Origin of the sequence: Paenibacillus borealis (assembly GCF_000758665.1) — a bacterium.
GTDB classification, from domain to species: Bacteria; Bacillota; Bacilli; order Paenibacillales; family Paenibacillaceae; genus Paenibacillus_AQ; species Paenibacillus_AQ borealis.
On record NZ_CP009285.1, the window covers coordinates 772,017 to 795,774 of the forward strand.

The 23,758-nt window shown below is 51.6% G+C and carries 22 protein-coding genes; 19 read left to right on the forward strand and 3 right to left on the reverse strand.

What is annotated here, in order from left to right:
• Positions 1 to 212: 212 nt before the first annotated feature.
• The 5 genes from purH to ilvA all read left to right on the forward strand — a co-directional run bounded on the left by purH (position 213) and on the right by ilvA (position 8,984).
• On the forward strand, positions 213 to 1,760 hold the full coding sequence (gene purH, locus PBOR_RS03370) for a bifunctional phosphoribosylaminoimidazolecarboxamide formyltransferase/IMP cyclohydrolase (protein WP_042210465.1): 1,548 nt from the start codon (positions 213 to 215) through the stop codon (positions 1,758 to 1,760).
• Positions 1,761 to 1,783: 23 nt separating this feature from the next.
• Positions 1,784 to 3,049 carry a phosphoribosylamine--glycine ligase gene (purD, locus tag PBOR_RS03375; protein ID WP_042210466.1) on the forward strand — a complete coding sequence of 422 codons (1,266 nt, stop codon included), beginning with the start codon at positions 1,784 to 1,786 and terminating at the stop codon, positions 3,047 to 3,049.
• A 353-nt stretch (positions 3,050 to 3,402) separates the two neighbouring features.
• Positions 3,403 to 4,716, forward strand: a complete 1,314-nt coding sequence (locus PBOR_RS03380) for an SEC-C metal-binding domain-containing protein (RefSeq protein ID WP_042210468.1) — start codon at positions 3,403 to 3,405, stop codon at positions 4,714 to 4,716.
• Between the two features lie 307 nt (positions 4,717 to 5,023).
• Complete coding sequence (locus PBOR_RS35210) at positions 5,024 to 7,216, forward strand: methyl-accepting chemotaxis protein (protein WP_052429311.1); 2,193 nt, start codon at positions 5,024 to 5,026, stop codon at positions 7,214 to 7,216.
• A 505-nt stretch (positions 7,217 to 7,721) separates the two neighbouring features.
• Positions 7,722 to 8,984 (forward strand): threonine ammonia-lyase IlvA, encoded by a 1,263-nt coding sequence (ilvA, locus tag PBOR_RS03390; protein ID WP_042210469.1) that lies wholly within the window; start codon positions 7,722 to 7,724, stop codon positions 8,982 to 8,984.
• A 127-nt stretch (positions 8,985 to 9,111) separates the two neighbouring features.
• Here the strand turns inward: ilvA and PBOR_RS03395 are convergent, their stop codons facing one another.
• Positions 9,112 to 10,071 (reverse strand): hypothetical protein, encoded by a 960-nt coding sequence (locus PBOR_RS03395; protein WP_052429312.1) that lies wholly within the window; start codon positions 10,069 to 10,071, stop codon positions 9,112 to 9,114.
• A gap of 41 nt (positions 10,072 to 10,112) precedes the next feature.
• Complete coding sequence (locus PBOR_RS03400; RefSeq protein ID WP_218918879.1) at positions 10,113 to 10,760, reverse strand: DUF1129 family protein; 648 nt, start codon at positions 10,758 to 10,760, stop codon at positions 10,113 to 10,115.
• Positions 10,761 to 10,992: 232 nt separating this feature from the next.
• Between PBOR_RS03400 and PBOR_RS03405 the strand changes: the two genes are divergently transcribed.
• From PBOR_RS03405 to PBOR_RS38290, 14 genes are all read left to right on the forward strand, one after another.
• Positions 10,993 to 11,193: a hypothetical protein gene (locus tag PBOR_RS03405; protein WP_042210472.1), complete on the forward strand. Its 201-nt coding sequence runs from the start codon at positions 10,993 to 10,995 to the stop codon at positions 11,191 to 11,193.
• Positions 11,194 to 11,382: 189 nt separating this feature from the next.
• Positions 11,383 to 12,213: an alpha/beta hydrolase family protein gene (locus PBOR_RS03410; RefSeq protein WP_042210473.1), complete on the forward strand. Its 831-nt coding sequence runs from the start codon at positions 11,383 to 11,385 to the stop codon at positions 12,211 to 12,213.
• 85 nt (positions 12,214 to 12,298) lie between these two features.
• Positions 12,299 to 13,075 (forward strand): DODA-type extradiol aromatic ring-opening family dioxygenase, encoded by a 777-nt coding sequence (locus tag PBOR_RS03415; protein WP_042210474.1) that lies wholly within the window; start codon positions 12,299 to 12,301, stop codon positions 13,073 to 13,075.
• A 147-nt stretch (positions 13,076 to 13,222) separates the two neighbouring features.
• A complete protein-coding gene (locus PBOR_RS03420) occupies positions 13,223 to 14,329 on the forward strand; it encodes a DUF3048 domain-containing protein (RefSeq protein ID WP_042210476.1) in 1,107 nt (368 codons plus the stop codon).
• Between the two features lie 204 nt (positions 14,330 to 14,533).
• Positions 14,534 to 15,151, forward strand: a complete 618-nt coding sequence (locus PBOR_RS03425) for a DUF47 domain-containing protein (protein ID WP_039298293.1) — start codon at positions 14,534 to 14,536, stop codon at positions 15,149 to 15,151.
• Between the two features lie 13 nt (positions 15,152 to 15,164).
• Positions 15,165 to 16,154 (forward strand): inorganic phosphate transporter, encoded by a 990-nt coding sequence (locus PBOR_RS03430; protein ID WP_042210478.1) that lies wholly within the window; start codon positions 15,165 to 15,167, stop codon positions 16,152 to 16,154.
• Positions 16,155 to 16,456: 302 nt separating this feature from the next.
• On the forward strand, positions 16,457 to 17,185 hold the full coding sequence (locus PBOR_RS03435; RefSeq protein ID WP_042210480.1) for an amino acid ABC transporter ATP-binding protein: 729 nt from the start codon (positions 16,457 to 16,459) through the stop codon (positions 17,183 to 17,185).
• A 32-nt stretch (positions 17,186 to 17,217) separates the two neighbouring features.
• On the forward strand, positions 17,218 to 18,069 hold the full coding sequence (locus tag PBOR_RS03440) for a glutamate ABC transporter substrate-binding protein (protein ID WP_042210483.1): 852 nt from the start codon (positions 17,218 to 17,220) through the stop codon (positions 18,067 to 18,069).
• Positions 18,070 to 18,236: 167 nt separating this feature from the next.
• Positions 18,237 to 18,887 carry an amino acid ABC transporter permease gene (locus PBOR_RS03445; protein ID WP_039298474.1) on the forward strand — a complete coding sequence of 217 codons (651 nt, stop codon included), beginning with the start codon at positions 18,237 to 18,239 and terminating at the stop codon, positions 18,885 to 18,887.
• Between the two features lie 31 nt (positions 18,888 to 18,918).
• Positions 18,919 to 19,569, forward strand: a complete 651-nt coding sequence (locus tag PBOR_RS03450; RefSeq protein ID WP_042133429.1) for an amino acid ABC transporter permease — start codon at positions 18,919 to 18,921, stop codon at positions 19,567 to 19,569.
• 87 nt (positions 19,570 to 19,656) lie between these two features.
• Positions 19,657 to 20,946, forward strand: coding sequence for an ATP-binding protein (locus tag PBOR_RS03455; RefSeq protein WP_042210484.1), 1,290 nt, complete (start codon positions 19,657 to 19,659; stop codon positions 20,944 to 20,946).
• Between the two features lie 2 nt (positions 20,947 to 20,948).
• Positions 20,949 to 21,851: a response regulator gene (locus PBOR_RS03460; RefSeq protein WP_042210485.1), complete on the forward strand. Its 903-nt coding sequence runs from the start codon at positions 20,949 to 20,951 to the stop codon at positions 21,849 to 21,851.
• A gap of 204 nt (positions 21,852 to 22,055) precedes the next feature.
• Positions 22,056 to 23,015 carry a magnesium/cobalt transporter CorA gene (gene corA / locus PBOR_RS03465; RefSeq protein WP_042210486.1) on the forward strand — a complete coding sequence of 320 codons (960 nt, stop codon included), beginning with the start codon at positions 22,056 to 22,058 and terminating at the stop codon, positions 23,013 to 23,015.
• Positions 23,012 to 23,143: a hypothetical protein gene (locus PBOR_RS38290; RefSeq protein WP_281192265.1), complete on the forward strand. Its 132-nt coding sequence runs from the start codon at positions 23,012 to 23,014 to the stop codon at positions 23,141 to 23,143. Before corA ends, PBOR_RS38290 begins: the two co-directional genes overlap by 4 nt.
• Here the strand turns inward: PBOR_RS38290 and PBOR_RS03470 are convergent.
• Positions 23,140 to 23,688, reverse strand: coding sequence for a hypothetical protein (locus PBOR_RS03470; protein WP_042210487.1), 549 nt, complete (start codon positions 23,686 to 23,688; stop codon positions 23,140 to 23,142). The genes PBOR_RS38290 and PBOR_RS03470 overlap by 4 nt on opposite strands.
• Positions 23,689 to 23,758: the final 70 nt, after the last annotated feature.

Below are 23,758 nucleotides of genomic sequence, written 5' to 3' on the forward strand. Positions count from 1 at the left end.
TAGGCTCTAAGGCGCATATGGCATCATTTAGATGGACAATTTCCAACTAATTTCTATCCGGCGGATAACAAGCCGAAATTAAATGACGTAAATCCACTTATTTTATAAACACTATAGACTCAAGTTATAAGCACGGGCTAATCGGCGACACAGATCCTGCGATCATAAGCCACAACCTATTCTAGCGTGAATCCAGAGGAGGACTATTCAAAGTGAGTATCAAAAGAGCACTGGTCAGCGTATCGGACAAACAGGGCATCGTGGATTTTTGCCGCGAGTTGTCTGCACTAGGCGTAGAAATTATCTCCACAGGCGGCACCAGCACACTTCTGGCTAAAGAAGGCGTTCCGGTCATCGGTATATCCGATGTGACGGGCTTCCCCGAAATTATGGACGGACGCGTCAAAACACTGCATCCCGCTGTACACAGCGGCCTCCTTGCGGTTCGTGATAACGAAGAGCACACACGGCAGATGACCGAGCTTGGACTTGACTACATCGACCTCGTAGTGGTGAATCTGTATCCCTTCGCGGAAACCATTGCCAAGCCGGATGTATCGTATGAAGAAGCTATCGAGAACATCGATATCGGCGGACCTACGATGCTGCGTTCGGCGTCGAAGAACCATGCTTTTGTCAGTGTGGTTGTGGATGCGGCGGATTATGCTACAGTGCTTGAGGAAGTTCGTGCGGGTGGAGATACCACCCTTGCAACCCGCAAACGTCTTGCGGCCAAAGTCTTCCGCCATACGGCGGCTTACGATGCCCTGATTGCTGATTATCTGGCGAATGTAACCGGTGAACCGCTGCCGGAACGCTATACGGTCACTTACGAGAAAATCCAGGATCTGCGTTACGGGGAGAACCCGCACCAGAAGGCTGCGTTCTACCGCAAGCCGCTGGCTGCGCAGGATACACTCACCGCTGCTGAGCAATTGCACGGCAAGGAGCTGTCCTACAACAACATCAACGATGCCAATGCAGCACTTCAAATTGTAAAAGAGTTCGAAGAACCGGCTGTTGTAGCTGTTAAGCATATGAATCCTTGCGGCGTAGGCGTGGGTGCGAGTGTATATGAGGCTTATCAAAAAGCATACAATGCCGATCCAACCTCCATCTTCGGCGGAATTGTAGCGGCGAACCGGATCATTGATGAAGATACGGCTAATATGCTGAAGGATATTTTCCTTGAGATCGTTCTGGCTCCGGGCTTCACGGAAGAAGCACTGGAAATCCTGATGAAGAAAAAGAATATCCGCCTGCTCAAGCTGGGCAACCTCAGCACGGCGGCTTCCCGTAAAACCAGCTTTGTCGTAACCTCCATTGAAGGCGGAATGGTCGTGCAGGAAAGTGACGTGCATTCCGTGAATCCGGAAGAGCTGCAGGTCGTAACCGACCGCAAGCCGACGGAAGAAGAGCTTAAGCAGCTGCTCTTCAGCTGGAAGGTGGTTAAGCATGTGAAGTCGAACGCGATTGTGCTGGCGGCTGATAATATGACCGTAGGCGTAGGGGCAGGACAGATGAACCGTGTCGGCGCGGCTAAGATTGCGATTGAACAGGCCGGAGAGAAATCCAAAGGCTCCGTGCTGGCTTCCGATGCCTTCTTCCCGATGGGCGATACACTGGAGATGGCTGCCAAGGCTGGTATTACGGCAGTTATTCAGCCGGGCGGGTCGATTAAGGACGAGGAATCCATTAAGGTTGCTAATGAATACGGCATTGCCATGGTCTTCACCGGCGTTCGCCATTTCAAACACTAGAACGCTGGGAGGGTTTCATACTAATGGATATTTTAGTGGTCGGCGGCGGCGGCCGGGAGCATGCGATCATCTGGAGCTTAACCCGCAGCCCCAAGGCCGGTAAAATCTACTGTGCACCCGGCAACGCCGGGATCGCGCAGCTTGCGGAATGTGTGCCGATCGGTGTATTCGAGTTCGATAAGCTGACCGCGTTTGCCAAGGAACGGGAGATCGGCCTTGTCGTGATCGGACCGGATGATCCGCTGGCAGCGGGGATCGTCGATGCATTCGAAGCGCAGGAAATTCCTGTATTCGGCCCGCGGAAGAATGCAGCGGAAATCGAGGGCAGCAAGACCTTCATGAAGGATCTGCTGCATAAGTACAGCATTCCGACAGCGGCATATGAGAAGTTCAGCGATTACGGGGCTGCACTTGCCTATCTGCGTACTCAGGAGCTGCCGATTGTAATCAAGGCGGACGGACTGGCCGCAGGCAAAGGTGTGACCGTGGCGTATTCCCGTGAGGAAGCGGAGGCGGCTCTGCAGGATATCATGGTGGCTAAGGTGTTCGGTGAAGCGGGCGCACAGGTCGTGATTGAGGAGTTTCTTGCCGGGCAGGAAATGTCGATTCTGGCCTTTGTGGATGGCGAAACGGTGCGTCCGATGGCGGCTGCGCAGGACCATAAGCCGGTATTCGACGGCGATAAAGGCCCTAATACGGGAGGCATGGGGACATACTCCCCGCTTCCGCATATCGATGAGGCTATTATCCGCGAAGCGGTGGAGACCATCATCGAGCCGACAGCCAAAGCCATGGTGGCTGAGGGTCGTCCGTTCAGCGGCGTGCTGTTTGCAGGGCTTATGATCTCGCCGGACGGCAGACCGAAGACGATAGAATTCAATGCCCGCTTCGGTGATCCCGAGACGCAGGTCGTTCTTCCCCGGCTGAAAAGCGATTTGCTGGAGATTTTTCTGGCTGTTACAGAAGGCAGACTGGCGGATATCCAGATTGAATGGAGCGATGAGGCGGCAGTCTGCGTGGTCCTCGCCTCTGAAGGTTATCCCGGTCCGTATCCGAAGGGTGTGCCGATCAGCGGCCTTGAAGCGGACACGGACGGACTCGTCTTCCATGCGGGAACCGCGCGCGGTGAGGACGGCAGCTGGTTAACCAGCGGCGGCCGTGTGCTTGGAGTTGTAGGCATGGGGCCTACGATTGCCGAAGCGCGTACAGCAGCATATGCCAGTGCCGGAAAGATCACCTTCCCGGGCAAACAAAACCGGAGTGACATCGCTATGAAGGCTCTGGTCTGAGTATTCTTCGAAGCTAAAGCCCTACTTTTTGGGGTAAGTTTATGCTATTAGTCCCAAAAAAAGGACTGACAAGTAGTAGGAGAAGTGCTATAATACAACTCGTACGGGGGAAAATGTGCGGATATATACAGATAAAGGGTCTTTCCTTTCATGGAAAGGCCTTTTTTAAAATTTAGGGATTTATATTTTTGAACTGTCCTTAACAGGACGGCCAAGCCGTTTCCACTTGCTGAATGTTCAGGGGATATAGAAAACCCCGTGCCGGGAAATGATACTTAAGTAATAAGTACAATAACAGCGATGCCGTTTTTTACGGATGTTTGTTTAGTTACAGATTTAAGGGGGAATTGTTTTTGAGTAAGGTCGGAAGAAATGACTTATGCCCATGCGGAAGCGGGAAAAAATATAAGAAATGCTGCTTGGATAAAGAAACGTCAGCGGTGGAGTCCATACTGCGGCTTGTAACCACGGAGAATGCGGCCGCACAAGAGGCCGTATTCAGCGAATCCGGACAGGAACAGTCAGCAGTGGAGCCCGCTGTACGTACCGAGAGTAAGCTTACACTGCCCAAGCTGAAAAAGATGGTCTCACGTGAACTGAAATGGGAGCATCCGGCCCATGAACAGCTTGCGCTGCAGCTCATTGAGAGCATGAGAAATCAATACGACCGGGAACTGATCCTGGAAGCCCTGGTGCTGTGGAATGGTTTCTCCCGGCAGACCAAACCTGCGGTGAAGAAAGCCGGCTCGTTCTGCGCGGCGATCGAATATCTGCTGTCAGAGGAATACGGCTTCATGCTGTCGCACGCTGATCTTGCCGATAAATACGAGGTTACGTCTGCCACGATCTCCCGCAAGGTCAAAGAAATATATAATTATGTCGAAGAATACGGAATGGGCGGAGAAGCTGATGAGCTGATCGCGTTGAATGGGCCGGGCACTCCCAAGGAGAAGGCGCATTCCCTTCTGCACAAAGCGATGGAAGCCACTTCTGCGAAACGCCGGGTTCAGCTGGCCGAAACGGCATTGGAGATTTATCCGGACAGCCCGGAGGCTTATCTTATTCTGGCCGAGGATTCGGAGAATGAGCATGAGGCGCGTAAATTTCTCAAAGCGGGAATCGAAGCAGGCCGGCGTGAGCTGGGCGAGCTTTATTTTGCCAAGCACAAAGGATACTTCTGGGGGTTTCATGAGACCCGCCCTTATATCCGTATCTGCCAAAGCTACGCGGAATCCTGCTGGTTCGGCGGAAAGGCAGAGGAAGCGGCGGAAATGCTGGAGCATATCCTTGAGCTTAACACGGATGACAATACCGGAGCACGTTATCTTCTGGCCGCTGTCTACCTGTACAGCAACCAGTTGAAGGAAGCGGAACGGGTGATCAAGAAATATGGGGAAGATGATGCCGCAGCAGCTTTTGCCTATGACCGGATTGTGCTGGAGTACAAGAAGAACGGAATTACCTCGCAGCTTAAGATGCTGTACCGTGTAGCGCGCGGTGTGAACAAGCATGTGCCTGATTATCTGCTGGGTGTGAAGCGGCTGCCGCATAATCTCCCGGATTTTGTCGGAATGGGCGATTCCAATGAAGCCATTGAATATGTCATTATGCATTCGCGGTTGTGGGCAAGTATGCCGGATCTGCTCAAATGGATGCTGAAACAATAGAATTTATATACGGAATATTAAACACAGTCCTCCGGGGCTGTGTTTTTTTGTAGATAACCTGACATGAGTTAACCCGAGGACCTAAATTATCTGATAAACCTAGTAAAAGAAGCCCGTTTTTAAAGGGAAATGTTTGTTTAATGCTGTGTTTTTCTGAAAATACCTGACATGGTCACACTTATTTCACAGCTCGAAGTAAAACGTTAAAGGGATAAAGAGTTTTTTTGCAGAAATAAGTCGAAAAGACAGGGAGCATTCGAGTAAGAGTATTGCCTGAGCCTATTTACATTTGAAGGTGGGGAGTCCTATGGCACTGAAGAAGAGCAAGAAAGATAAGGCCACGAACATAGCGAAGCCTGAGCTTAGCGCTGTGGAGGAGTCGCCGATGCTTCAGCCGGAAGGCGATGGAAGGAAGGGAATTGAGGGGAATCATTCATCCTCCGGATGGAAGCTGCTGACATCATCTTTTAGCAATATGGGGATTCGCGCCAAGCTGTTTCTGTCGGTGATTATCTCTGTAGTTGTTATTTTCGTTATTGTATCCGTAGTGATCTACAGTAATGCCAAGCAGATTATCGTGGACGGGCTGAATAATTCGCTAACTTATGAGAAAGGAGACATCAGCGTTAAGGTTAATGAGCTGCTGCAGCCCGCATCGGACAGTGTGGAGCTTCTGAATGCCAACGCCTATATCCGTGACTACATCACCAGTGTGAATGACCCGGAGACAGCGAAGACCACCAGCGGATATAGTGAACTGATTCGTACCCTGAATCTGATCAAGAATAACAATAAGAACCTGCTTAACGTGTATATAGGTCTGGATGCTGCGAACAAGGTGATTACACAGGATGAGTTCGAGCCGCCGGCAGATTTCGTTCTGAAGGAGCGCAGCTGGTATGCCAATACTGCCAAGAATAAGCGTGTTACGGTTACAGACCCCTATATTGATGCCGGATCGGGCAAAATGGTTGTCAGTGTCAGCGCACCGATTCTCGATGATGCCGGTAAGCTGATCGGTGTGGCGGGTGCGGATATCTCCACGGAGCAGATTACCCAGGCGCTGAGCGCTTTTAATTACAATGGCAGCGGGTATGCCGTACTGATTGATAAGACGGGAACCTTCATCTACCATCCGGATACGGACAACATCCTGCTGAAGAAGATGTCTGATCTTGGCGAAGACTGGAAAGCTGTCGGGGATAAGATGGTGCAGTGGGGCTCGAATGTGATGAAGACCGATATTGACGGCGAGGCCAGCTATGTGTCGTATTCGCCGGCTGTAGAGAACCAGTGGTCCGTGGCGCTGATTGTGCCGGAGAAAAATGCGGAGCAGGAATTGAAGAAATTCGAGCTGATCTTTATTCTCTCGATTATTGCTTCGATTGTCGTGATGTCCGTACTGCTGTATTTTGTCTCCAACAGTATTTTGAAGCAGATACCGGTTCTGACGGCTGCGTTCAGAAAAGCGATGACCGGCGATTTGTCGGTGAGAGCGAAGGTTACAGCCAAAGGGGAAATCGGCGTACTGGCAGAGGGCTTCAACGATATGATCTCCTCACAGCAGTCGCTGATTAAGGAAATCATGCGCAGCTCGCAGAGCATCTCTGGCGCAGTGGAGAATACGGAGAAGAATGTGTTCGTGCTCGACGGCAGCATCACCGATATTTCGGGGATTACGGAAGAACTGTCAGCAGGTATGCAGCAGACGGCGGCTTCCATGGAAGAAATGAATGCCAGCACGATCGAATTCGAGCATGCCATTAACGGTATCGCCCGCAAAGCCCAAGAGGGTGCAGATGCGGCCAGGGAAATTAATGTGCGGGCGGATAAGCTGAAAGAGGGAGCCGTAGAATCGCGCAGGCAGGCGGATCATATCTACGGTCAGAGTGAAGAGAAGCTGCGTTCGGCCATTGAACAGTCGAAGTCGATCTCGCAGATAGGCGCACTCTCGGGAGCGATTCTGGAAATTGCCGCCCAGACCAATCTTTTGTCGCTGAACGCGTCCATTGAGGCTGCGAGGGCCGGAGATGCAGGCAAAGGGTTCGCCGTTGTGGCGGAGGAGATCCGTAAGCTGGCAGATAACTCGAGGGAGACGGTGACGGAAATCCAGGGAGTTACCGAAGCGGTAGTCCAGGCGGTGTCCAATCTGATCGAAGGCGCTGAGAATATGCTGCGTTTCATGGACCGGCAGGTGCTGAAGGATTATGATGCGATGCAGGAAACAGGTGAGCTGTACAGTGAGGATGCCAAGTATATTGATGAACTGGTAACGGACTTCAGTGCTACCTCAGAGGAACTGCTGGCTTCCATTCAGAGCATGCTGACCGCGATCAGCGAGACGGGAAGTGCAACGAATGAGGGCGCAGAAGGGGCCGGGGTCATCGCCGTCCAGGCAGAGCAGATTATCGGCAAATCCGGCAGCATCGTTGCTGAAATGGAAGAAATTAAGATTAGCTCGGCGCAGCTGCTGCAGACGGTATCGCGGTTTAAGGTGTAGATATAGCAAGTTAGGGACGGTCCTGCTGATGTATGGCAGGGCTGTTTGCTGTTGGGTATGGAGAGTAAGCATAGGCGGGCGTTTGGCGTGCGATATGAGGAAATTAGGGGGAGAAATGCAGTGATCCGATTACGGTAGATGACTAGGAGTGTCCGGTGGGCCTAATTGCACTTTGTACAACTAAATCGTCTGATTTTCCACCAATTATCCGTTTAGTTGTATTTCGTGCAACTAAAAAGCCCGATGTAGATGGGATCTTGCCCATTCGGGCGGATTTAGTTGTACAGAATACAGTTATAAGGGGCAAGCCTCCCTTTTCGCTGTTTTTAATTGCACATTATACAACTATATAAGATGAACTTAGGAATGGAGGAGTGGAGTTGCAAGATTCCACCCGCAGTGGATGCTGTATTGTGTGGCGAGGACAAGGCTTGAAAAAATGTCCTTGGAAGAGTATGTTACAAGAAGCGAAACGATAAGAAAGAGACAGTGAGGCGAGGAAAAGATGAGAGAAGGCGAAAACCGGATCGTAGGGATGGAAGATATTGTACGCGCACATCATGTGCTGCGGGAGGTTATCGTCCGTACGCCGCTGCAGCTGGATGCGGTACTGTCAGCTAAATACGGCTGTAATGTGTATTTGAAACGCGAAGATTTGCAGATTGTACGCTCCTTCAAGATCCGCGGAGCCTACAATATGATCCGCAGTCTGTCCGATGAGGACAGAGCCAAGGGGATTGTCTGTGCAAGTGCGGGTAACCATGCCCAGGGTGTGGCTTATTCCTGCAAGGCACTCGGAATCAAAGGCAAGATCTTTATGCCGAGCACCACACCTAATCAGAAGATTAAGCAGGTCCGGCGTTTTGGCGGCGAATTCGTGGAAGTGATTCTGAAAGGAGACACCTTCGACGATGCTTACGATGAAGCGCTGCAGGCGTGTATTGACTATAGCATGACGCTAATTCACCCGTTTGATGAGCCGCGCATTATTGCCGGCAACGGGACGATTGCGATGGAGATTATGGAGAGTCTGGACAAGCCCGCGGACTTCGTATTTGTTACGATTGGCGGAGGCGGCCTGGCAGCAGGTGTTGCCACCTATGTGAAGACCGTGAGCCCGGCGACCAAGGTGATCGGCGTGGAGCCTACCGGAGCAGCTTCCATGAGCGAGGCGATGGAATGCGGTGAGGTGATCACCCTGAAGGAAATCAATAAGTTTGTGGACGGTGCGGCGGTGAAACGTGTCGGCGGCTTGACCTTCGACATCTGCTCGCAGCTTCTGGATGATGTAGTCAAAGTGCCGGAAGGCAAGGCCTGTACAACCATTCTGGAGCTGTACAACGAGAACGCGATTGTTGTGGAGCCTGCAGGTTCACTTCCGATTGCTGCGCTCGACATGTACCGTGATCAGATCCGCGGCAAAAGCGTGGTCTGCATCGTCAGCGGCGGCAATAATGATATCGACCGGATGCAGGAGATCAAGGAGCGTTCCCTGATCTACGAAGGCCTTAAGCATTACTTCATGGTCAACTTTCCGCAGCGCGCCGGTGCCCTGCGTGAATTCCTGGCTGAAGTGGTGGGACCCGACGATGACATTACCCGGTTCGAATACACGAAGAAAAACGAGAAGGAGAACGGCCCGGCACTGGTGGGCATTGAGCTGATGTCTACAGATGCCTACGCCCCGCTGATTGAGCGGATGAAGCAGAAGGGCGTAGATTACGTAGAGATCAACAAGGATGTCAATTTGTTCAGCATGCTGATTTAATGTAATCCTTCAACACATTGATATGGATATGAAGAAGACCCGCCCGGGTTCAACCCGGGCGGGTCTTCTTCATGGTAATAAGAGCGGGATGCTGCGCACATCCGGTGCTTCTGATGTAATCCGCTTATCAGGACTGGGGCACCTCAGTCTTCCGATACTGCTCGGCGTCATCATCCAGCAGATAGCCGTTGCTCTTCATCAGCTTCATGAAGCCGTCAAGCTTCTGCAGGAAGGGGCTGGTGCCGCTATTCTTGGACAAGATGCTGCTGTAGGCTTTCTGCGCCTCCAGATCCATTTCCAGATTATCGTAATGGAAGAGAGGCGTGTTGTTCTGGCCGTAGAATGTATTCACAGCGTACATGTTATAAAGTGTCTTGACGGCTGATAGCCGGTTGGATTTGGGGTAGGTCTGAATGAACTGCTCCTGGGTCAGTGCACGGGAAGCGACATCCCCCCAGGCAATCACCAGCCCGTTATCCTTGGAAGGAGGCAGATCCGACTCGGTCGCCATTATTGTTATATAATCGCGGATATCATCCGTGACGTATAATTTATATTTGCGGTAAGCTGCATAATCAATAACCGGAAAAAAAGTGCCTTCGGCCGTCTCCAGCTTATATCCGCTCTCTCCGGCGCTTCTCAGCAGCGCACGCAGTGAAGCATTCTCCGTACTCTCCGCCAGCTTGACCATGCTCACTCCCGCCTTATAAACGGAGAGGAGCTTCCGCTGAACATCACTGCTGCTGAATTTCTTCTCCCAGGAAGGCAGGAGGGATTTGTGCAGGTTCTCGAGCCGCAGCGTCAGAACGGTCGCCTGATAGGGAGTGACAGCATACAGATTAGCATTCATATAAGATATAGCCCCGGAAACGTTGCCTGAGGAGAACAGCGGCAGCGCAGCCTTATAGACAGCCTCTGCATGGCTGAGGACGGCCGCACCGTTTGCCCCCGCCTTAGCGTTGGCAGCTGCCCCGGCGGTGTCTGTGCCGCTACTGGGGCTGCTCTCAGCACCAGCCGGGGTGGAGATGGCTGCCTGCAGTCCCATGAGCAGGGCAATGGCGGCGGTTAGAACGACGTGCTTTTTCATACAACTCTCCTCCTGTGTGGAATAAATGTTGAATATAGCTTCTATGATTTGAAGAATATAAATTTCAGTCCAAGACCGCCAGCTGCGGCAAGAACCAGACTGACCCAAGGTGCAATCCGGATGACCGGAAACAGATTATCGAGGAACATTCCGGCAAATACCGCAGCAATTGCGATTCCGACATAGATTCCCAGTCCTTTGATATCAAAAGCCTTGGGCTTCGGGCTGTCGTCCTCAGACAAGGAGGCCATCCATTTCATAAGAAGCTCAATCAGAACAATCGAGCCGATGCCTACCACAATAAGCGTGAATATGCTGATCTGGCCGAAGATTTCATCCGGGCCGCCGCTCCACTGCATGATCAGCCCGGCTGCGCCCATCACACCGAACAGGATGGTCAGAGCCGACAAAGAAATCATCAGAGAGTTCTTCAGCTTGCTTCGCGGAGAGCGCGCAGGACTGCTGTTCATCACATCTTTGAAATAATCTCCGGGATGCTCACCGAAGATCTGCTTGGCATTCCTGCCTTTGGCCTGCCCCTTCAGCAGCAGTTCAGCCGCCTCCAGCAGCAGCTCCTCTGCACGGACAGAGTCTACCGAGCTGGCCCGCATGGCCAGAATCATATCTTCAAAGAAAGAGCGGTTAAATGGCGTCATCTGCTCACGCAGCAGGTTATTTTGCTTAATCATAGCTTTGACTTTCATAGTGTGAACGCATACCTCCAAGGTGGATTGATCAGGATAGCCTTTAACCTAGAGTATACGTTTGTGCAGCAGTGGTGTGCAAGGACAACCCTTGCACGGCAGATAAGAAGATATCACTTCATGATCTTTCGGCCATTCCTGAATAATCCGTTTGGAAGAGTGAACACTGAAGAGGTGGTTGCTTCACCAATATAGCTAGAGGAAGGCAGGGAGCGTTATGAAACAGGAGAATAAACAGGAACCCGGCAAGTTTGTGGGCGACGGCTTCGCGCCTGCGCCGACTAATGAAGTAGGAGATTGGGGCAATTCTGACGGCTTCAGCCTTTGGGATGCTGCGGGCGCGGCACCGGAGAACGGGCTTGAAGACTGGGAAGGCCGGCAGGAGACCCATGATATGTTTCACGACAGCTATGACTGAGTGAAGTTCAGGCTTCACCCCGGCCTCTTTTGCTCCTGCGGGAGCGGAAGGGGCTTTTTTCGGGAAAGCCGTAGGACTATGGTTGTTGACAAGAAATTAATGAAAATCGTATAATAAGAATTAATCATACTAAATTAATCGGAATTGTTATAATTTAAAATAAATCAGCTTCCAGGGGAGGACGCAGCAATGGAACGGAATATTATCATCCGGCATAAAGGTGAGGAACTGACAGCGAGCATACACTATCCATCCGCAGACAAGGCAGGAACCGGACGATGCAAGAACCGGGTTCCGCTTGCAGTGATCTGCCACGGCTTCGTGGGCAGCCGGATTGGTGTAGACCGGATCTTTGTTAAGGCAGCCCGTGAGCTGGCGCAGGATGGCTATATGGTTATCCGCTTTGACTATGCAGGCTGCGGGGAGAGCACCGGTAATTACGGGAGTGAAGATATGGAGTCGATGATCGACCAGACCCGGGCGGTGCTGGATTACGGCATCAGCTCGGCCGATGTGGACCCGCAGCGTGTCACGCTGATCGGGCACAGTCTGGGCGGTGCGGTAGCGCTGCTGACCGGTGTCCGTGACCGGAGGGTGAAGAACCTCGTACTGTGGTCTGCGGTCGGCTATCCGTTCAATGATATCGTAAAGATAGTCGGAAGGGAAGCCTATGACCGGTCGGTGAAGAGCGGCTCGGCGGATTTTGCCGGGTATTCGTTTACCCCGGTGTACTTCAACTCACTGGCGGCGTTCCAGCCGTTCCAGGAGGCCGGGAAGTTCAGCGGCGATGTGCTTGTCATCCACGGAACTTCCGATGATGTCATTCCCGTTGACTATGCCTTCCTCTATCAGAAGCTGTTCTGGACACGTCCTGAAGGCCGCTGCGACAAGGAGATTATTTTCCAGGGTGACCATACATTCTCGTCAGGTGCGGCACAGGAGCAGGTGCTTAAGCGCACCAAGGAATGGATGAATCAGCAGGAGCATCTGCAGGAGGAATGGCAGAACTGGATGATATAGGAGAAGTCCCGTGCGTGCAATACTTAAGAATAAGCGGTAAAATAAAGGGGCAGACCATATACTGGGTTATGGAGGTTGGCACCCTATGAAATTACCGGCATTTTTTATTGCGCATGGCTCTCCGCTGCTGGCTCTTGAGGATAACGAATACACACGTTTCCTGGAGCGGCTGGGTTCTGATCTGGGGAAGCCCCGCGGCATTGTAGTTTTCTCGGCGCACTGGGACAGTCCCCAGCAGCTGATTACAGTGGACGCACAGCATGAAACGCAGCATGATTTCTATGGTTTTCCGGAAGAGATGTATAAGCTGACCTACCCGGCCCCGGGCGATCCCGCGTTAAGCAGCAGGATTTCCGCACTCTTCAAGGATAGCAATCTTTGTCATCAGCCTATAATCGGCCGGGGCCTTGACCATGGGGTCTGGGTCATTCTGAAAAAAATGTTCCCGCAGGCCGATATTCCGGTCGTAGCCTTATCCGTCGATTCGATGCGTTCTCCCGCAGAGCAGTACAATATCGGACGGATGCTGGCCCCGCTGCGCGATGAAGGAATTCTCCTGATCGGAAGCGGAGGACTGGTCCACAATCTCAGACTGCTGAAGCAGGATGATCAGCCGGAACCGTGGGCGCTCGACTTCGATGCCTGGATCGCCGGGCGGCTTGAAGCCTGGGATCTGGATTCACTCTTTGCCTTTGAGAAGCAGGCCCCGCATGTGCGGGAAGCCGTTCCCGCCTACGGAAGAGAACATTTCGTGCCGCTCTTCTACGTGATGGGGGCAGCCGATGAAGGGAAACGGGCACAGTTAATGATTCAGGCGTACCAGTACGGTACCTTGAGCCTGAACTGCTGGATGGTCGACTAATACACAAATAAATGCAGGATGCAGCCGCACTCATGGCTGTATCCTTTTTTGTGTGCAGAATTTCCGGTGGGCTCAAGACAAACTCTGCCAGCTATGATTAAATGAAAGAAAGCGTACTGACAAAACTTTAGGAGGAACAACAAGTTTATGACCATAAACCGGACTTCAGCCCGCCCTTTATATGTCTTTGTCCTTGCTGCTGCCCTGCTCTCCGCCTGTGGAACAGAGAATGCTGTAACGGTGCCTGTGCCGACAGCGGCCGCTACAGCTACAGCTGAACCGCAGCCGACAGAAGCTGCGCAGCCCACTCCGACAATAGCGCCTTCCGCCGGAACGGTATCCGGTTTAACGGGTCTTCCGGCAACGGATGGAACGCTGCCCCGGCCGCTGGCAGTCATGATCAATAATGCCCCGGCCGCCCGGCCGCAATCCGGAGTCAGCGAAGCGGATATTCTGTACGAGGTACTGGCGGAGGGCGGGATTACCCGGTTAATTGGAATCTTCCAGAGTCATACCGGGGTGGTGAAGATCGGCCCGATCCGCAGCATCCGACCCTATCTCCTTGATATTGGCGAGAGCTACGGCGGTGTGACCGTACATGCCGGAGGCAGTCCTGCGGCTTATGCCATTCTGCAAAAGGAGAAGAAGGAAGACATGGACGAGATTGGCCGTGCAGGAGCCTACTTCTGGCGGGACAAGGAGCGTAAAGCCCCGCACAATCTGTACAGCAATGCCGCCAAGCTGCGGGAAGGGGCAGAGAAGCTGGGATTTGCCGATAGCGTGGAGGTTCCCGGTTTGCTTTTCACAGATCCGGATTATGTTCCTACGGAAGGACAACCTGCTCTGGAATTCAATGTGAAATTCCTGCTGCAGAGCTATACGGTGGGCTATAAATATAATGCTGAGCAACGTACATATGTCCGGTGGGTGAACGGTAAACCGCACCTGGATCTGAACAACGCCAGTCCGGTGCAAGCGGCGAATGTAATCGTAATGGGTTCTGACCATAAGGTGCTCGACGATGTCGGCAGGCTGCAGGTGGATGTGGAGCTGGGCGGGGAAGCACTGCTGTTCCAGCGCGGAACGGCTATTGCCGGCAAATGGTCGCGCAGACCCGGAGACATCATCCGGTTCGTGAAAGAGGACGGCAAGGAGGCGCTGATGTACCCCGGCGTAACGCATATTCTGATTGTACCGAACAGTCCATCCTTCAGCAGCCATGTCGATTATGCGCTGGAGCCTAGTCCCACCTGATAAGTGCCGGATAAATAGCCGTTCATATGATTATTTTCGCAATTAGAGGGAATTGTTATTATAGTGTAAAAAAGTTCGGTTTTTTACTTCTATCCATTCTATTGATATGATAAGATAACAAGGGTTGTCATTCATTTTCATGCTGTTTACATTTGGGTGGCTTCACGTTTTCACGGCAATTTTATGTAAAGGGGTTTAAAGCTAATGAAGTTGAGAAAAAAGGATATATTCTTTGAGACGCTGGAAAACATGGCTGATACCATTGTTCAGGCGGCAGATTACTTCGCTCAGAATATTTCGACTCTCCAGGACAATGTTGAGAATTTCGCCGGGGTGATGAAGAAATACGAATCCCAGTGCGATACCTACACGCACACCGTCATCAAGGAATTGAACAAAACTTTTATTACGCCGCTGGAACGTGACGACATCATGGACCTGATCACAAGCATGGATGATGTTATTGATGGTCTGGAGGCTTCTGCCTCGCGTTTCTATATGTATAATCTGCTGGATGCGGATGAGTATATCGTCCAGTTCGCGGAAATTCTGCGTCAAAGTGCGTATGAAATCCAAAAAGCGGTTCATTTGCTCTCCCAGAAGAAGCTGCTGGCGATTCGTGAATACACGATCCGTCTGAACGATCTGGAGAACCAAGGCGATGAAGTGCTGCGTATCTGTACCAAGGCCCTGTTCGAAACTGTAAAAGACCCGATTGAGCTGATTAAGCGCAAAGAATTGTACGAGCGGTTGGAGACGACCACGGATAAATGTGAAGACGTAGCCAACATGCTGGAATCGATCATCATGCGCAATTCATAAGGGGCTCTGAAATATGGATACATCTATATATGTACTAGGTTTTGTAATATTTCTTGCGCTGGCGTTCGACTTTATCAACGGTTTCCATGATACGGCTAACGCAATCGCTACCTCCGTCTCTACACGCGCGCTGAAGCCGCGTACCGCCATTATGATGGCAGCAAGCATGAATTTTATCGGGGCGCTGATGTTTACCGGTGTGGCCAAGAAGATCGGCGGCAGTATTACCGACCCGACACTCCTGGATAACGGGATAGACATCGTTATAGCGACGCTCATTGCAGCGATTATCTGGAATCTGGTCACCTGGTGGCTCGGAATTCCTTCCTCTTCCTCCCATGCACTCATCGGCGCTCTGGCCGGTGCTGTATACGTAGGAGCAGGCACAGAACATATCAAATGGCATGGCTTCATTGAGATTGTAGAGGGGCTGATCTTCTCCCCGCTGATCGCATTTGCTATCGGTTATGTCGTAATGACGATCCTGAAATGGATCTTCGCGAAGCGGAGTCCGCACACGGTCAATAAGGGTTTCCGTTCGATGCAGATCGTTACGGCGGCGCTTCAATCCTTCACGCATGGTACGAATGACGCCCAGAAGGCGATGGGGATTATCACCTTTGCCCTCGTTACCTCGGGACGGCTCGAGTCGATGGAGGTTCCGCTCTGGGTTAAGATTGCGGCGGCTACATCCATGGCGCTCGGAACGTCAATCGGCGGCTGGAAGATCATTAAGACCATGGGTACCAAGATTTTCAAAATTGAGCCGATTAACGGCTTCGCAGCAGATATTTCGGCCGCATCCGTTATCTTCTCAGCTACACTGCTGCATCTGCCGGTAAGTACAACACATGCCATCACTTCATCCATTCTGGGTGTAGGCTCGGCCAAACGCTTCTCCGCTGTGAAATGGGGAGTGGCCGGACGTATCGTTGTGACCTGGTTCATTACGATTCCGATCAGCGCAGTGCTGGCGGGAGTTATCTTCAAGATCTTTTTCTAGATCTGAATAGAATAGATTGCCTGAACAAGATGTCGCGAAAGCCATGGATGGCTGCGGACATCTTTTTTTGTGTTGTTCATTTTTCAAGAGAGGAATGTCACAAAAAGTTACAGCGAACTGATAAAAAACATTAATAGGGATAAAAAGAAAATGAAATACGTCACATTTAGAAAAGAAAATGACATGAAGAATTAAAGGTTTTCGTAGTATGTTGTAGTTTTCGGTAGTCTCTAAAGTAAGGTGTGTTTTAAGTGTTACCATAGCTGACAAACACATAGTGATATACAAAGGAGGCCCTGTCGTTGATCGACTTTCATCAGGTAGACAAACATTACGGACAATTCCATGTACTGAAAGCAATTGACCTGCATGTTCAGGAAGGGGAAGTGGTTGTCGTAGTCGGTCCTTCCGGCTCCGGCAAGAGCACCATGCTGCGCTGTATTAATCGTCTGGAGACCATTACGAGCGGCGGACTAACCGTTGACGGTATAACTGTAAATGAACGCAAGACAGATATCAACAAGCTGCGCAAAGAGATCGGAATGGTCTTTCAGCATTTCAATCTGTACCCGCACAAAAGAGTGATTGATAATATCACGCTGGCGCCGATTAAAGTACTTGGATTAAGTAAAGCGGAAGCCGAGAAGACGGCGATGTATTATCTGGAAAAGGTCGGGATTGCCGATAAGGCACAGTCCTATCCCTCACAGCTGTCCGGCGGACAGCAGCAGCGCGTGGCGATTGCCCGGGGGCTGGCGATGAAGCCGAAGATTATGCTGTTCGACGAGCCGACCTCGGCGCTTGACCCGGAAATGGTCGGGGAAGTACTCGATGTGATGCGGACCCTGGCCCGCGAGGGCATGACGATGGTTGTGGTCACTCATGAGATGGGCTTCGCCCGCGAAGTGGCCGACCGGGTAATCTTCATGGATCAGGGCCAGATCGTGGAAGAGGCGGAGCCGGAGCAATTCTTCGCCAGTCCGCGTGAAGACCGGACACGAACGTTTCTCAGCCGTGTATTAAGTCATTAAACAAATATATAGATTCAGGGGAGGAAAGAGAAATGAAAATGTCCAAAAGCTTCAAAATGTTAAGCGTACTGATGATCGCTGCTATGCTCGTGATTGCCGGCTGCGGCAACAACAACGCCAAGAGTAACAATGCCGCAGGGGGTAACGCTGCTGGAACGGCTACTGACTCTGAGGCGATTGCCAAAATCAAAGAACGCGGCAAGCTGCTCGTAGGCGTGAAGTACGACACCCGCCTGTTCGGTCTGAAGGACCCTGCATCCGGCAACGTGGAAGGCTTCGACATCGATATCTCCAAAGCCATCGCCAAAAAAATTCTGGGTGACGAGAACGCGATCGAGCTGAAGGAAGTAACCTCCAAGACACGCATTCCGATGCTGAATAACGGCGAAATCGATATGGTTGTAGCTACCATGACCATCACTGAAGAACGCAAGAAGGAAGTTGATTTCTCTGACGTCTATTTCCAGGCGGGGCAATCCCTGCTGGTGAAGAAGGGCAGTCCGATTACCGGACTGGATGACGTAACGAAAGATACGAAGATCCTGGGCTCCAAAGGTGCAACCTCCATTAAGAATATCAAAGAAAAAGTGCCGGGTGTAACCGTGCTTGAATTCGACAACTACCAGGATGCCTTCAGCGCCCTGAAGGCCGGTCAAGGGGATGCACTGACTACAGATGATGCAATTCTGTACGGTATGGCTTCGCAAGATCCGGGCTATGAGGTTGTAGGCGAGCCGTTCACCGATGAGCCATACGGCATTGCGGTACAAAAAGGCAACACCGATGTTGTTAAAGCAGTTAATGAAACCTTGACTGAACTGAAAGCAAATGGTGAGTATGATGCCATTTATACGAAATGGATTGGTAAAGCTCCAGCGAAATAAGCATGTGCTAAGGCTAAGATTCAGCATTCTTAATAACCTGCTTTATATTAATCGCAGAAACGGATGCCATCCCATAAGGATGGCACTGCCGTTTCTGCTTGTTTATAGGAGCGGTTAATGTGCGGAGCAAGAACGAACTCATCTTGGGGTAGAGGCAGGTGAAATCTATGGAATTTTCAATATTAACGAATTATTTCGGCCTGTACATGGAGGGCTTCTATGGTACAGTGCTGTCCAGTGTTCTGGCCCTGATCGGCAGCTTCCTGATCGGAGCGGTGATTGCCGTCTTCCGCATTACTACAGTGAGAGCGCTGCGCTGGTTCGGAACCGCGTATGTCGAATTCATCCGGAATATCCCGCTGCTGCTTGTAGTGTACATCTTCTATTACGGGCCTTCTGCGCTTGGCTTCACGCTGGACGGCTTCAAGGCAGGAACGATCGGACTTGCGGTATACACCTCGGCCTTCATCGCCGAAGCTATCCGCGCCGGAATCATGGCCGTTCCCAAGGGACAAATGGAGGCTTCCCGTTCATCCGGTCTAAGCTACATACAGACGATGCTGCATATCATTCTGCCGCAGGCGATCAAGCTGGTTATCCCGCCGCTCGGCAACCAGTTCATCAACCTGATCAAGAACTCCTCGGTGCTGACGCTGGTAGCCGGACTTGATCTGATGTACTTTGCGGACAGTATTTCAACAGAGACTTACCGTACCTTTGACACCTATATCTTCGTGGCGTTGTTCTATCTGGTACTTACCCTTCCGCTCAGCTACGGCGTACGTGTGTGGGAACGCAGACTGCAGCGCAAATATTAAGAAGCAACTCATAGCATAAAGGAGGGATATCATGGATTTTATTGGTGCATACTCCGCCGATAATTTGAAATTTTTGCTGGACGGACTGTATATTACGCTGATCGTGGCTTTTGTATCGATCATCCTGAGTTTTGTTATTGGCTGTATTATTGGAGTCATCCGCTATTCGGAGGTGCCGGTATTGTCTCCGGTGATGTTCTATCTGGTCGAGCTGATCCGTAATCTGCCGCTGCTGCTGATTATTTTCTTCATCCGCTTCGCGTTGCCGGAGGTCGGGATCAAGCTCGGGCTGATTACAGCGGCGATTGCAGCACTAACGATATTCGAGGCAGCGATGATCGCCGAGATTGTCCGTGGCGGATTAACGTCCATTGATAAAGGTCAGATCGAGGCGGCGCGTTCCTCCGGCCTCAGCAATTTTCAGACCCTGTGGCATATCGTGCTTCCCCAAGGGCTGCGGCGGATGGTTCCGCCACTGGTCAGCCAGTTCATTTCGCTGCTGAAGGATACCTCACTCGCGGTGGTGATTTCATTGCCGGAGCTGATGCATAATGCCAATATCGTAATCGGGCACAGTTATGGCTATGCTATACCGACGCTCGCGCTTGTGGCACTAATCTATTTCACCGTGAACTTCCTGCTGTCCATGCTCTCCAGAAGACTTGAGAACAAAACAGCATAAATAGGATAGAATCGGGGCTGAGCCGTATAAAATAAAGTGCGGTTATGATACTATAATTGTCAACATAGCTAGGCAGGAGCAGTGGCGATGGGACAATCTATACTAAGAATGAGAGTTGCACAGATTCTGCTGGTAGCGGTCGTTACGGCTGTAGCCGGTGAATTCAAAATAAATCCGTTTGACGGGGACATTTTCCGGATTGCAATGGGCAGCAGCGCTTTTCTGCTGTTTTTGCTTTTAATGAGGCAGTTGCCTTACATCAGCACTGGTATTGCTACGGGTGTGGTCGTGTTGCTGTTCCGGACGGCGATGGATGCAGTGGAAGGAAGCGGACTGACGTTCGAGCAGAGCTTAAACAGTCATTTCTCCGCAATGGTCTATTATATTGTGTTTGCCCTGCTGATGCATGCCATCAAAAGCCGGCTCGATACCTTCCATCCGCTGGTGCTTGGCGCCGTTGCCGCGCTGATTGATCTCCTGTCGAACGAAATGGAGCTGCTGACCCGGCTGATAGTGCTGGATTCGGCGTCATTCCGGCTCAACGAGTGGACCTATCTGATGGCGATAGCAGTACTGCGTACCTATTTCACGACCGGGGTATATAGCAGTATCTCCGTCAGCCAGATGCGGATCAGGGAGCGTGAGCAGAATGAGCGGATTGAGCAGATGCTCGGATTCGGCTCCGGCTTGTACGGCGAAGTATTCTACCTGAAGAAGTCGATCGGGACACTGGAGAATGTGACACTAAACAGCTTCGAGCTGTACCGCCATCTGAAGGCCGGGGAAGGACCGGAGCCGTACAGCCGGCAGGTGCTGGATATTACACAGCAGATTCATGAGGTGAAGAAGGATTCCCAGCGGATTCTGGCCGGGCTTGTGAAGCTGGTGGAGCGTGAGGTTACCGGTGATATGCCGTTATCAGGAGTTCTGCGGTTCACGGTCAAAAGCAATGCCAAATACGCCGAAATGCTGGGCAAGCAGATCAATTTCCATATTCATATTACCTCCGATTACACAACCGACAGCTACATTCCTCTGCTGACTCTGCTTAACAACCTTACCGCCAATGCGGTGGAAGTCATCAAACGTAAAGGCAGCATCAATCTGGATGCTTACGAGAAGGACGGCATGACCATTTTTACAGTGACCGATAGCGGGGCAGGAATTCAAAAGCGTGACCTGGAGCTGCTGTTCGAGCCGGGTTTTACTACGAAATTTGATGAAGAGGGAATCGCCGCAACGGGGATTGGACTCTCTCATGTACGGGATATAGTGAATATGTTCGAGGGAACGATTAACGTTCAGCCGGCATCGCATGCCGGAGGGGCCATGTTCCAGATTATAGTGCCGAGTGCAAAGCTGCGGAAGGAGGAATAAGAATGCCGCTTTCTTTCTGTATTGTAGATGACGACGCGTCGGCGAGAAGAATGCTACAGCATATTATTGAGGACAGCGGACTCGGTGAAGTGGTGGGTACGGCGGAATGCGGGCAGGAGGGGGTATCCCTGATCCTGAGCGAGACGCCGGATATTGTGCTGATGGATCTGCTGATGCCTGACCAGGATGGTATTGAGACGATCATTTCCCTCCAGGCGCAGGGCTGCCGGTCCAAGTTCGTGATGATTTCACAGATTGAGAACGGGGATATGGTCAGCCGCGCGTACAAAAGCGGGATTGAGTTCTTCATCCGTAAGCCGATCAACAAGATTGAAGTCGAATCCGTGCTGTATAAAGTAAATGAACGTTATGCGATGGGCCGTTATCTGGATGAGATCAAGCTGACGCTCGGCAAGCTGGAGGGTCTGCAGTTCGGAATGCCGCAGATGCCATCCGGCAAACGTTCCGTCAAAGAGATTATCCAGCCGATTCTGATGAATATGGGGATGATCTCGGAGAACGGCAGCCGGGATATTATCACCATCATGGAGCTGGCGGTGGCGGGTGAGAACAGCGGGAGCCTTCCGCCGCTGAAGGAATTATACGAAATGGCAGCCGCTACATATAAACCGGTGCCGGCCGATGCTGCCAAAGAAGTCAAAGCCATTGAACAGCGGCTGCGCCGGGCGCTGGCGGCCGGACTTGCCAATCTGGCTTCCATCGGTCTGACGGATTACGGCAATCCGAAGTTCGAGCATTATGCGCCGCTGTATTTCGACTTTGAAGAAGTGCGCCTGAAGATGAAAGAAATTGAACAAGGCCGCGATACCGGCAAGGTGAAGGTGAACATTAAGAAGTTCCTGCAGGTGCTTCATTTGGAAGTGCTGGAGGGGATGGGCCGTTAGAACAGGATTGATACGGAAAATGAAGCAAAGAATAAACCTCCGGAACCGCTGTCAGCGGACTGGCGGTTATTTTTTTGAGATAACAGGAGTCCGGGCGGATACAGAAGTTTCATAATAGTAAACCTAATGCGTTACAATAGTAGCAGGCCGACAGGCAACGGGTAGTTGCAAGGCGGATAGCAGGATAAGGTGGAGGACTCATATATGATACGAACGCTTGCGGTAACACATAAGGGCGAGGTGCTGACTGACCTGCCGCTTCAGAGTATAGTGCTGGATAACTATGCCTGGATTTGGGCGGATTTTGCCATGCCTACGGAAGAAGAGACATTGCTGCTGGACACTTATTTTCATTTTCACCCGCTGGCCATTGAAGACTGTATGCATGTGCTGCAGCGTCCGAAGCTGGATTATTACGAGGATGTGCAGTTCTTCGTGCTGCATGCGCTTAATGAGCGTACGCTGGAGGCGGAAGAGGTCGACCTTTTTCTCAGCAAAAAATTCCTCGTCTCCTACCATCACCAGAATAAATCGGAAATGGAGGAAGCGTGGCAGATGGTCCAAGCTGAAATTCATAGCCGTAAGGGCTGGTCGGGCGGGCCGATGGCTGCTGCTTACACGGTAATGGACAAGCTGGTCGACAGGTATTTCCCGTCGCTGTACACCCTGGAGGATGAACTGGCAGATCTGGAGAGCAAGAGCGACAGTGAATCGGTGGAAGAGCTGATGAGTCAGGTGTTCAACGTGCGCGGAAGACTGCTCAAGCTGCGCCGGACCATCGTGCCGATGCGTGATCTGATGTACCGGATCGTCAACTCGCAGCATGTGCAGAGCAACGGGGAAGAACGGATCTACTTCGGTGATATTTATGATCATCTGCTGAAGCTGACCGACATGATTGAAGTTGACCGGGAAATGACCGCCGATCTGCGTGACAGCTACATCTCGCTCAACTCCAACCGGATGAATTCCATTATGAAGACACTGACGGTGATTACAACCGTATTTATGCCGCTGACACTGATCGCCGGAATCTACGGGATGAACTTCAGGGTGATGCCGGAGCTGGACTGGGATTATGGTTATTTCGCGGTATTGCTGCTGATGCTGGTGCTGGGAGTGGGAATGTTCAGATGGTTCCGGCGGAGCGGCTGGTTTAAGTGAAACCGTGCAGAGAACCGGACAGGGACCGGCGTCTGACAAGAAATGCTTTGGCTGGCAGCGCATCGTTGTTCATGGAGGACAGTGGTCCGGCGGCAGACAGACAAGGCGTGTTAAACGCCGCCGCTTAAGAACGGCGGCGCTTAACGGAGGAAGGGGCCCCGGATTTGCGGCTCTTGGAGGTATTTTTGCGGCGCTGCGTGGTTGGGCGTCTTTTTTTGCGCCGTTTGGGGGTATACAGTGCTGCATCTTCTTCAGCCGCAAGTGCTCCCGCTGCGCTTCCCTTGCCTTTGCCGAAACTGCCCATCACCAGCTTCACCATCGGAGCCATCTGTGAGAAGCCCTGCATGACCTTCTGCACCTTGCCCATGGAGTTGACAATCCCGTCGATCCCGCCCATACGGTCAACAATTCCCTTGATCTGCTCCATATTCGCGAGATTTCCGAGGTTGCCCAGTCCGCCCAGCAGACCGCCGGCCTTCGCAGTAGCAGCTTCGGCAGCGGGTATAGCAAGTGCAGTATCGGCAACTTCAGCACCGAAGGCAGGCAGTATTCCGGGTTCTCCGGGAAGCGGGGCAGGCGCGTAGGAAGAGAGGCCCGGATAGGGTGACGGATTGTACGGCTCAGCCAGTGAACGCCCTTCCCTGCGGGAATGATTATAGTAATGATCAGGCATAATATCACATTCCTTCGTTAGTGGTTTGCTATACTGTATGTCATGGGCGAACATACGGTATAGACGAATG

Bases quoted from the DNA above. Each gene is read 5' to 3' on its own strand.
- purD (WP_042210466.1), top strand. From the start codon at position 1,784: ATGGATATTTTAGTGGTCGGCGGCGGCGGCCGGGAGCATGCGATCATC.
- PBOR_RS35210 (WP_052429311.1), top strand. From the start codon at position 5,024: ATGGCACTGAAGAAGAGCAAGAAAGATAAGGCCACGAACATAGCGAAG.
- ilvA (WP_042210469.1), top strand. From the start codon at position 7,722: ATGAGAGAAGGCGAAAACCGGATCGTAGGGATGGAAGATATTGTACGC.
- PBOR_RS03395 (WP_052429312.1), bottom strand. From the start codon at position 10,071: ATGAAAAAGCACGTCGTTCTAACCGCCGCCATTGCCCTGCTCATGGGA.
- PBOR_RS03400 (WP_218918879.1), bottom strand. From the start codon at position 10,760: ATGATTAAGCAAAATAACCTGCTGCGTGAGCAGATGACGCCATTTAAC.
- PBOR_RS03405 (WP_042210472.1), top strand. From the start codon at position 10,993: ATGAAACAGGAGAATAAACAGGAACCCGGCAAGTTTGTGGGCGACGGC.
- PBOR_RS03410 (WP_042210473.1), top strand. From the start codon at position 11,383: ATGGAACGGAATATTATCATCCGGCATAAAGGTGAGGAACTGACAGCG.
- PBOR_RS03415 (WP_042210474.1), top strand. From the start codon at position 12,299: ATGAAATTACCGGCATTTTTTATTGCGCATGGCTCTCCGCTGCTGGCT.
- PBOR_RS03420 (WP_042210476.1), top strand. From the start codon at position 13,223: ATGACCATAAACCGGACTTCAGCCCGCCCTTTATATGTCTTTGTCCTT.
- PBOR_RS03425 (WP_039298293.1), top strand. From the start codon at position 14,534: ATGAAGTTGAGAAAAAAGGATATATTCTTTGAGACGCTGGAAAACATG.
- PBOR_RS03430 (WP_042210478.1), top strand. From the start codon at position 15,165: ATGGATACATCTATATATGTACTAGGTTTTGTAATATTTCTTGCGCTG.
- PBOR_RS03440 (WP_042210483.1), top strand. From the start codon at position 17,218: ATGAAAATGTCCAAAAGCTTCAAAATGTTAAGCGTACTGATGATCGCT.
- PBOR_RS03445 (WP_039298474.1), top strand. From the start codon at position 18,237: ATGGAATTTTCAATATTAACGAATTATTTCGGCCTGTACATGGAGGGC.
- PBOR_RS03450 (WP_042133429.1), top strand. From the start codon at position 18,919: ATGGATTTTATTGGTGCATACTCCGCCGATAATTTGAAATTTTTGCTG.
- PBOR_RS03455 (WP_042210484.1), top strand. From the start codon at position 19,657: ATGGGACAATCTATACTAAGAATGAGAGTTGCACAGATTCTGCTGGTA.
- PBOR_RS03460 (WP_042210485.1), top strand. From the start codon at position 20,949: ATGCCGCTTTCTTTCTGTATTGTAGATGACGACGCGTCGGCGAGAAGA.
- corA (WP_042210486.1), top strand. From the start codon at position 22,056: ATGATACGAACGCTTGCGGTAACACATAAGGGCGAGGTGCTGACTGAC.
- PBOR_RS03470 (WP_042210487.1), bottom strand. From the start codon at position 23,688: ATGCCTGATCATTACTATAATCATTCCCGCAGGGAAGGGCGTTCACTG.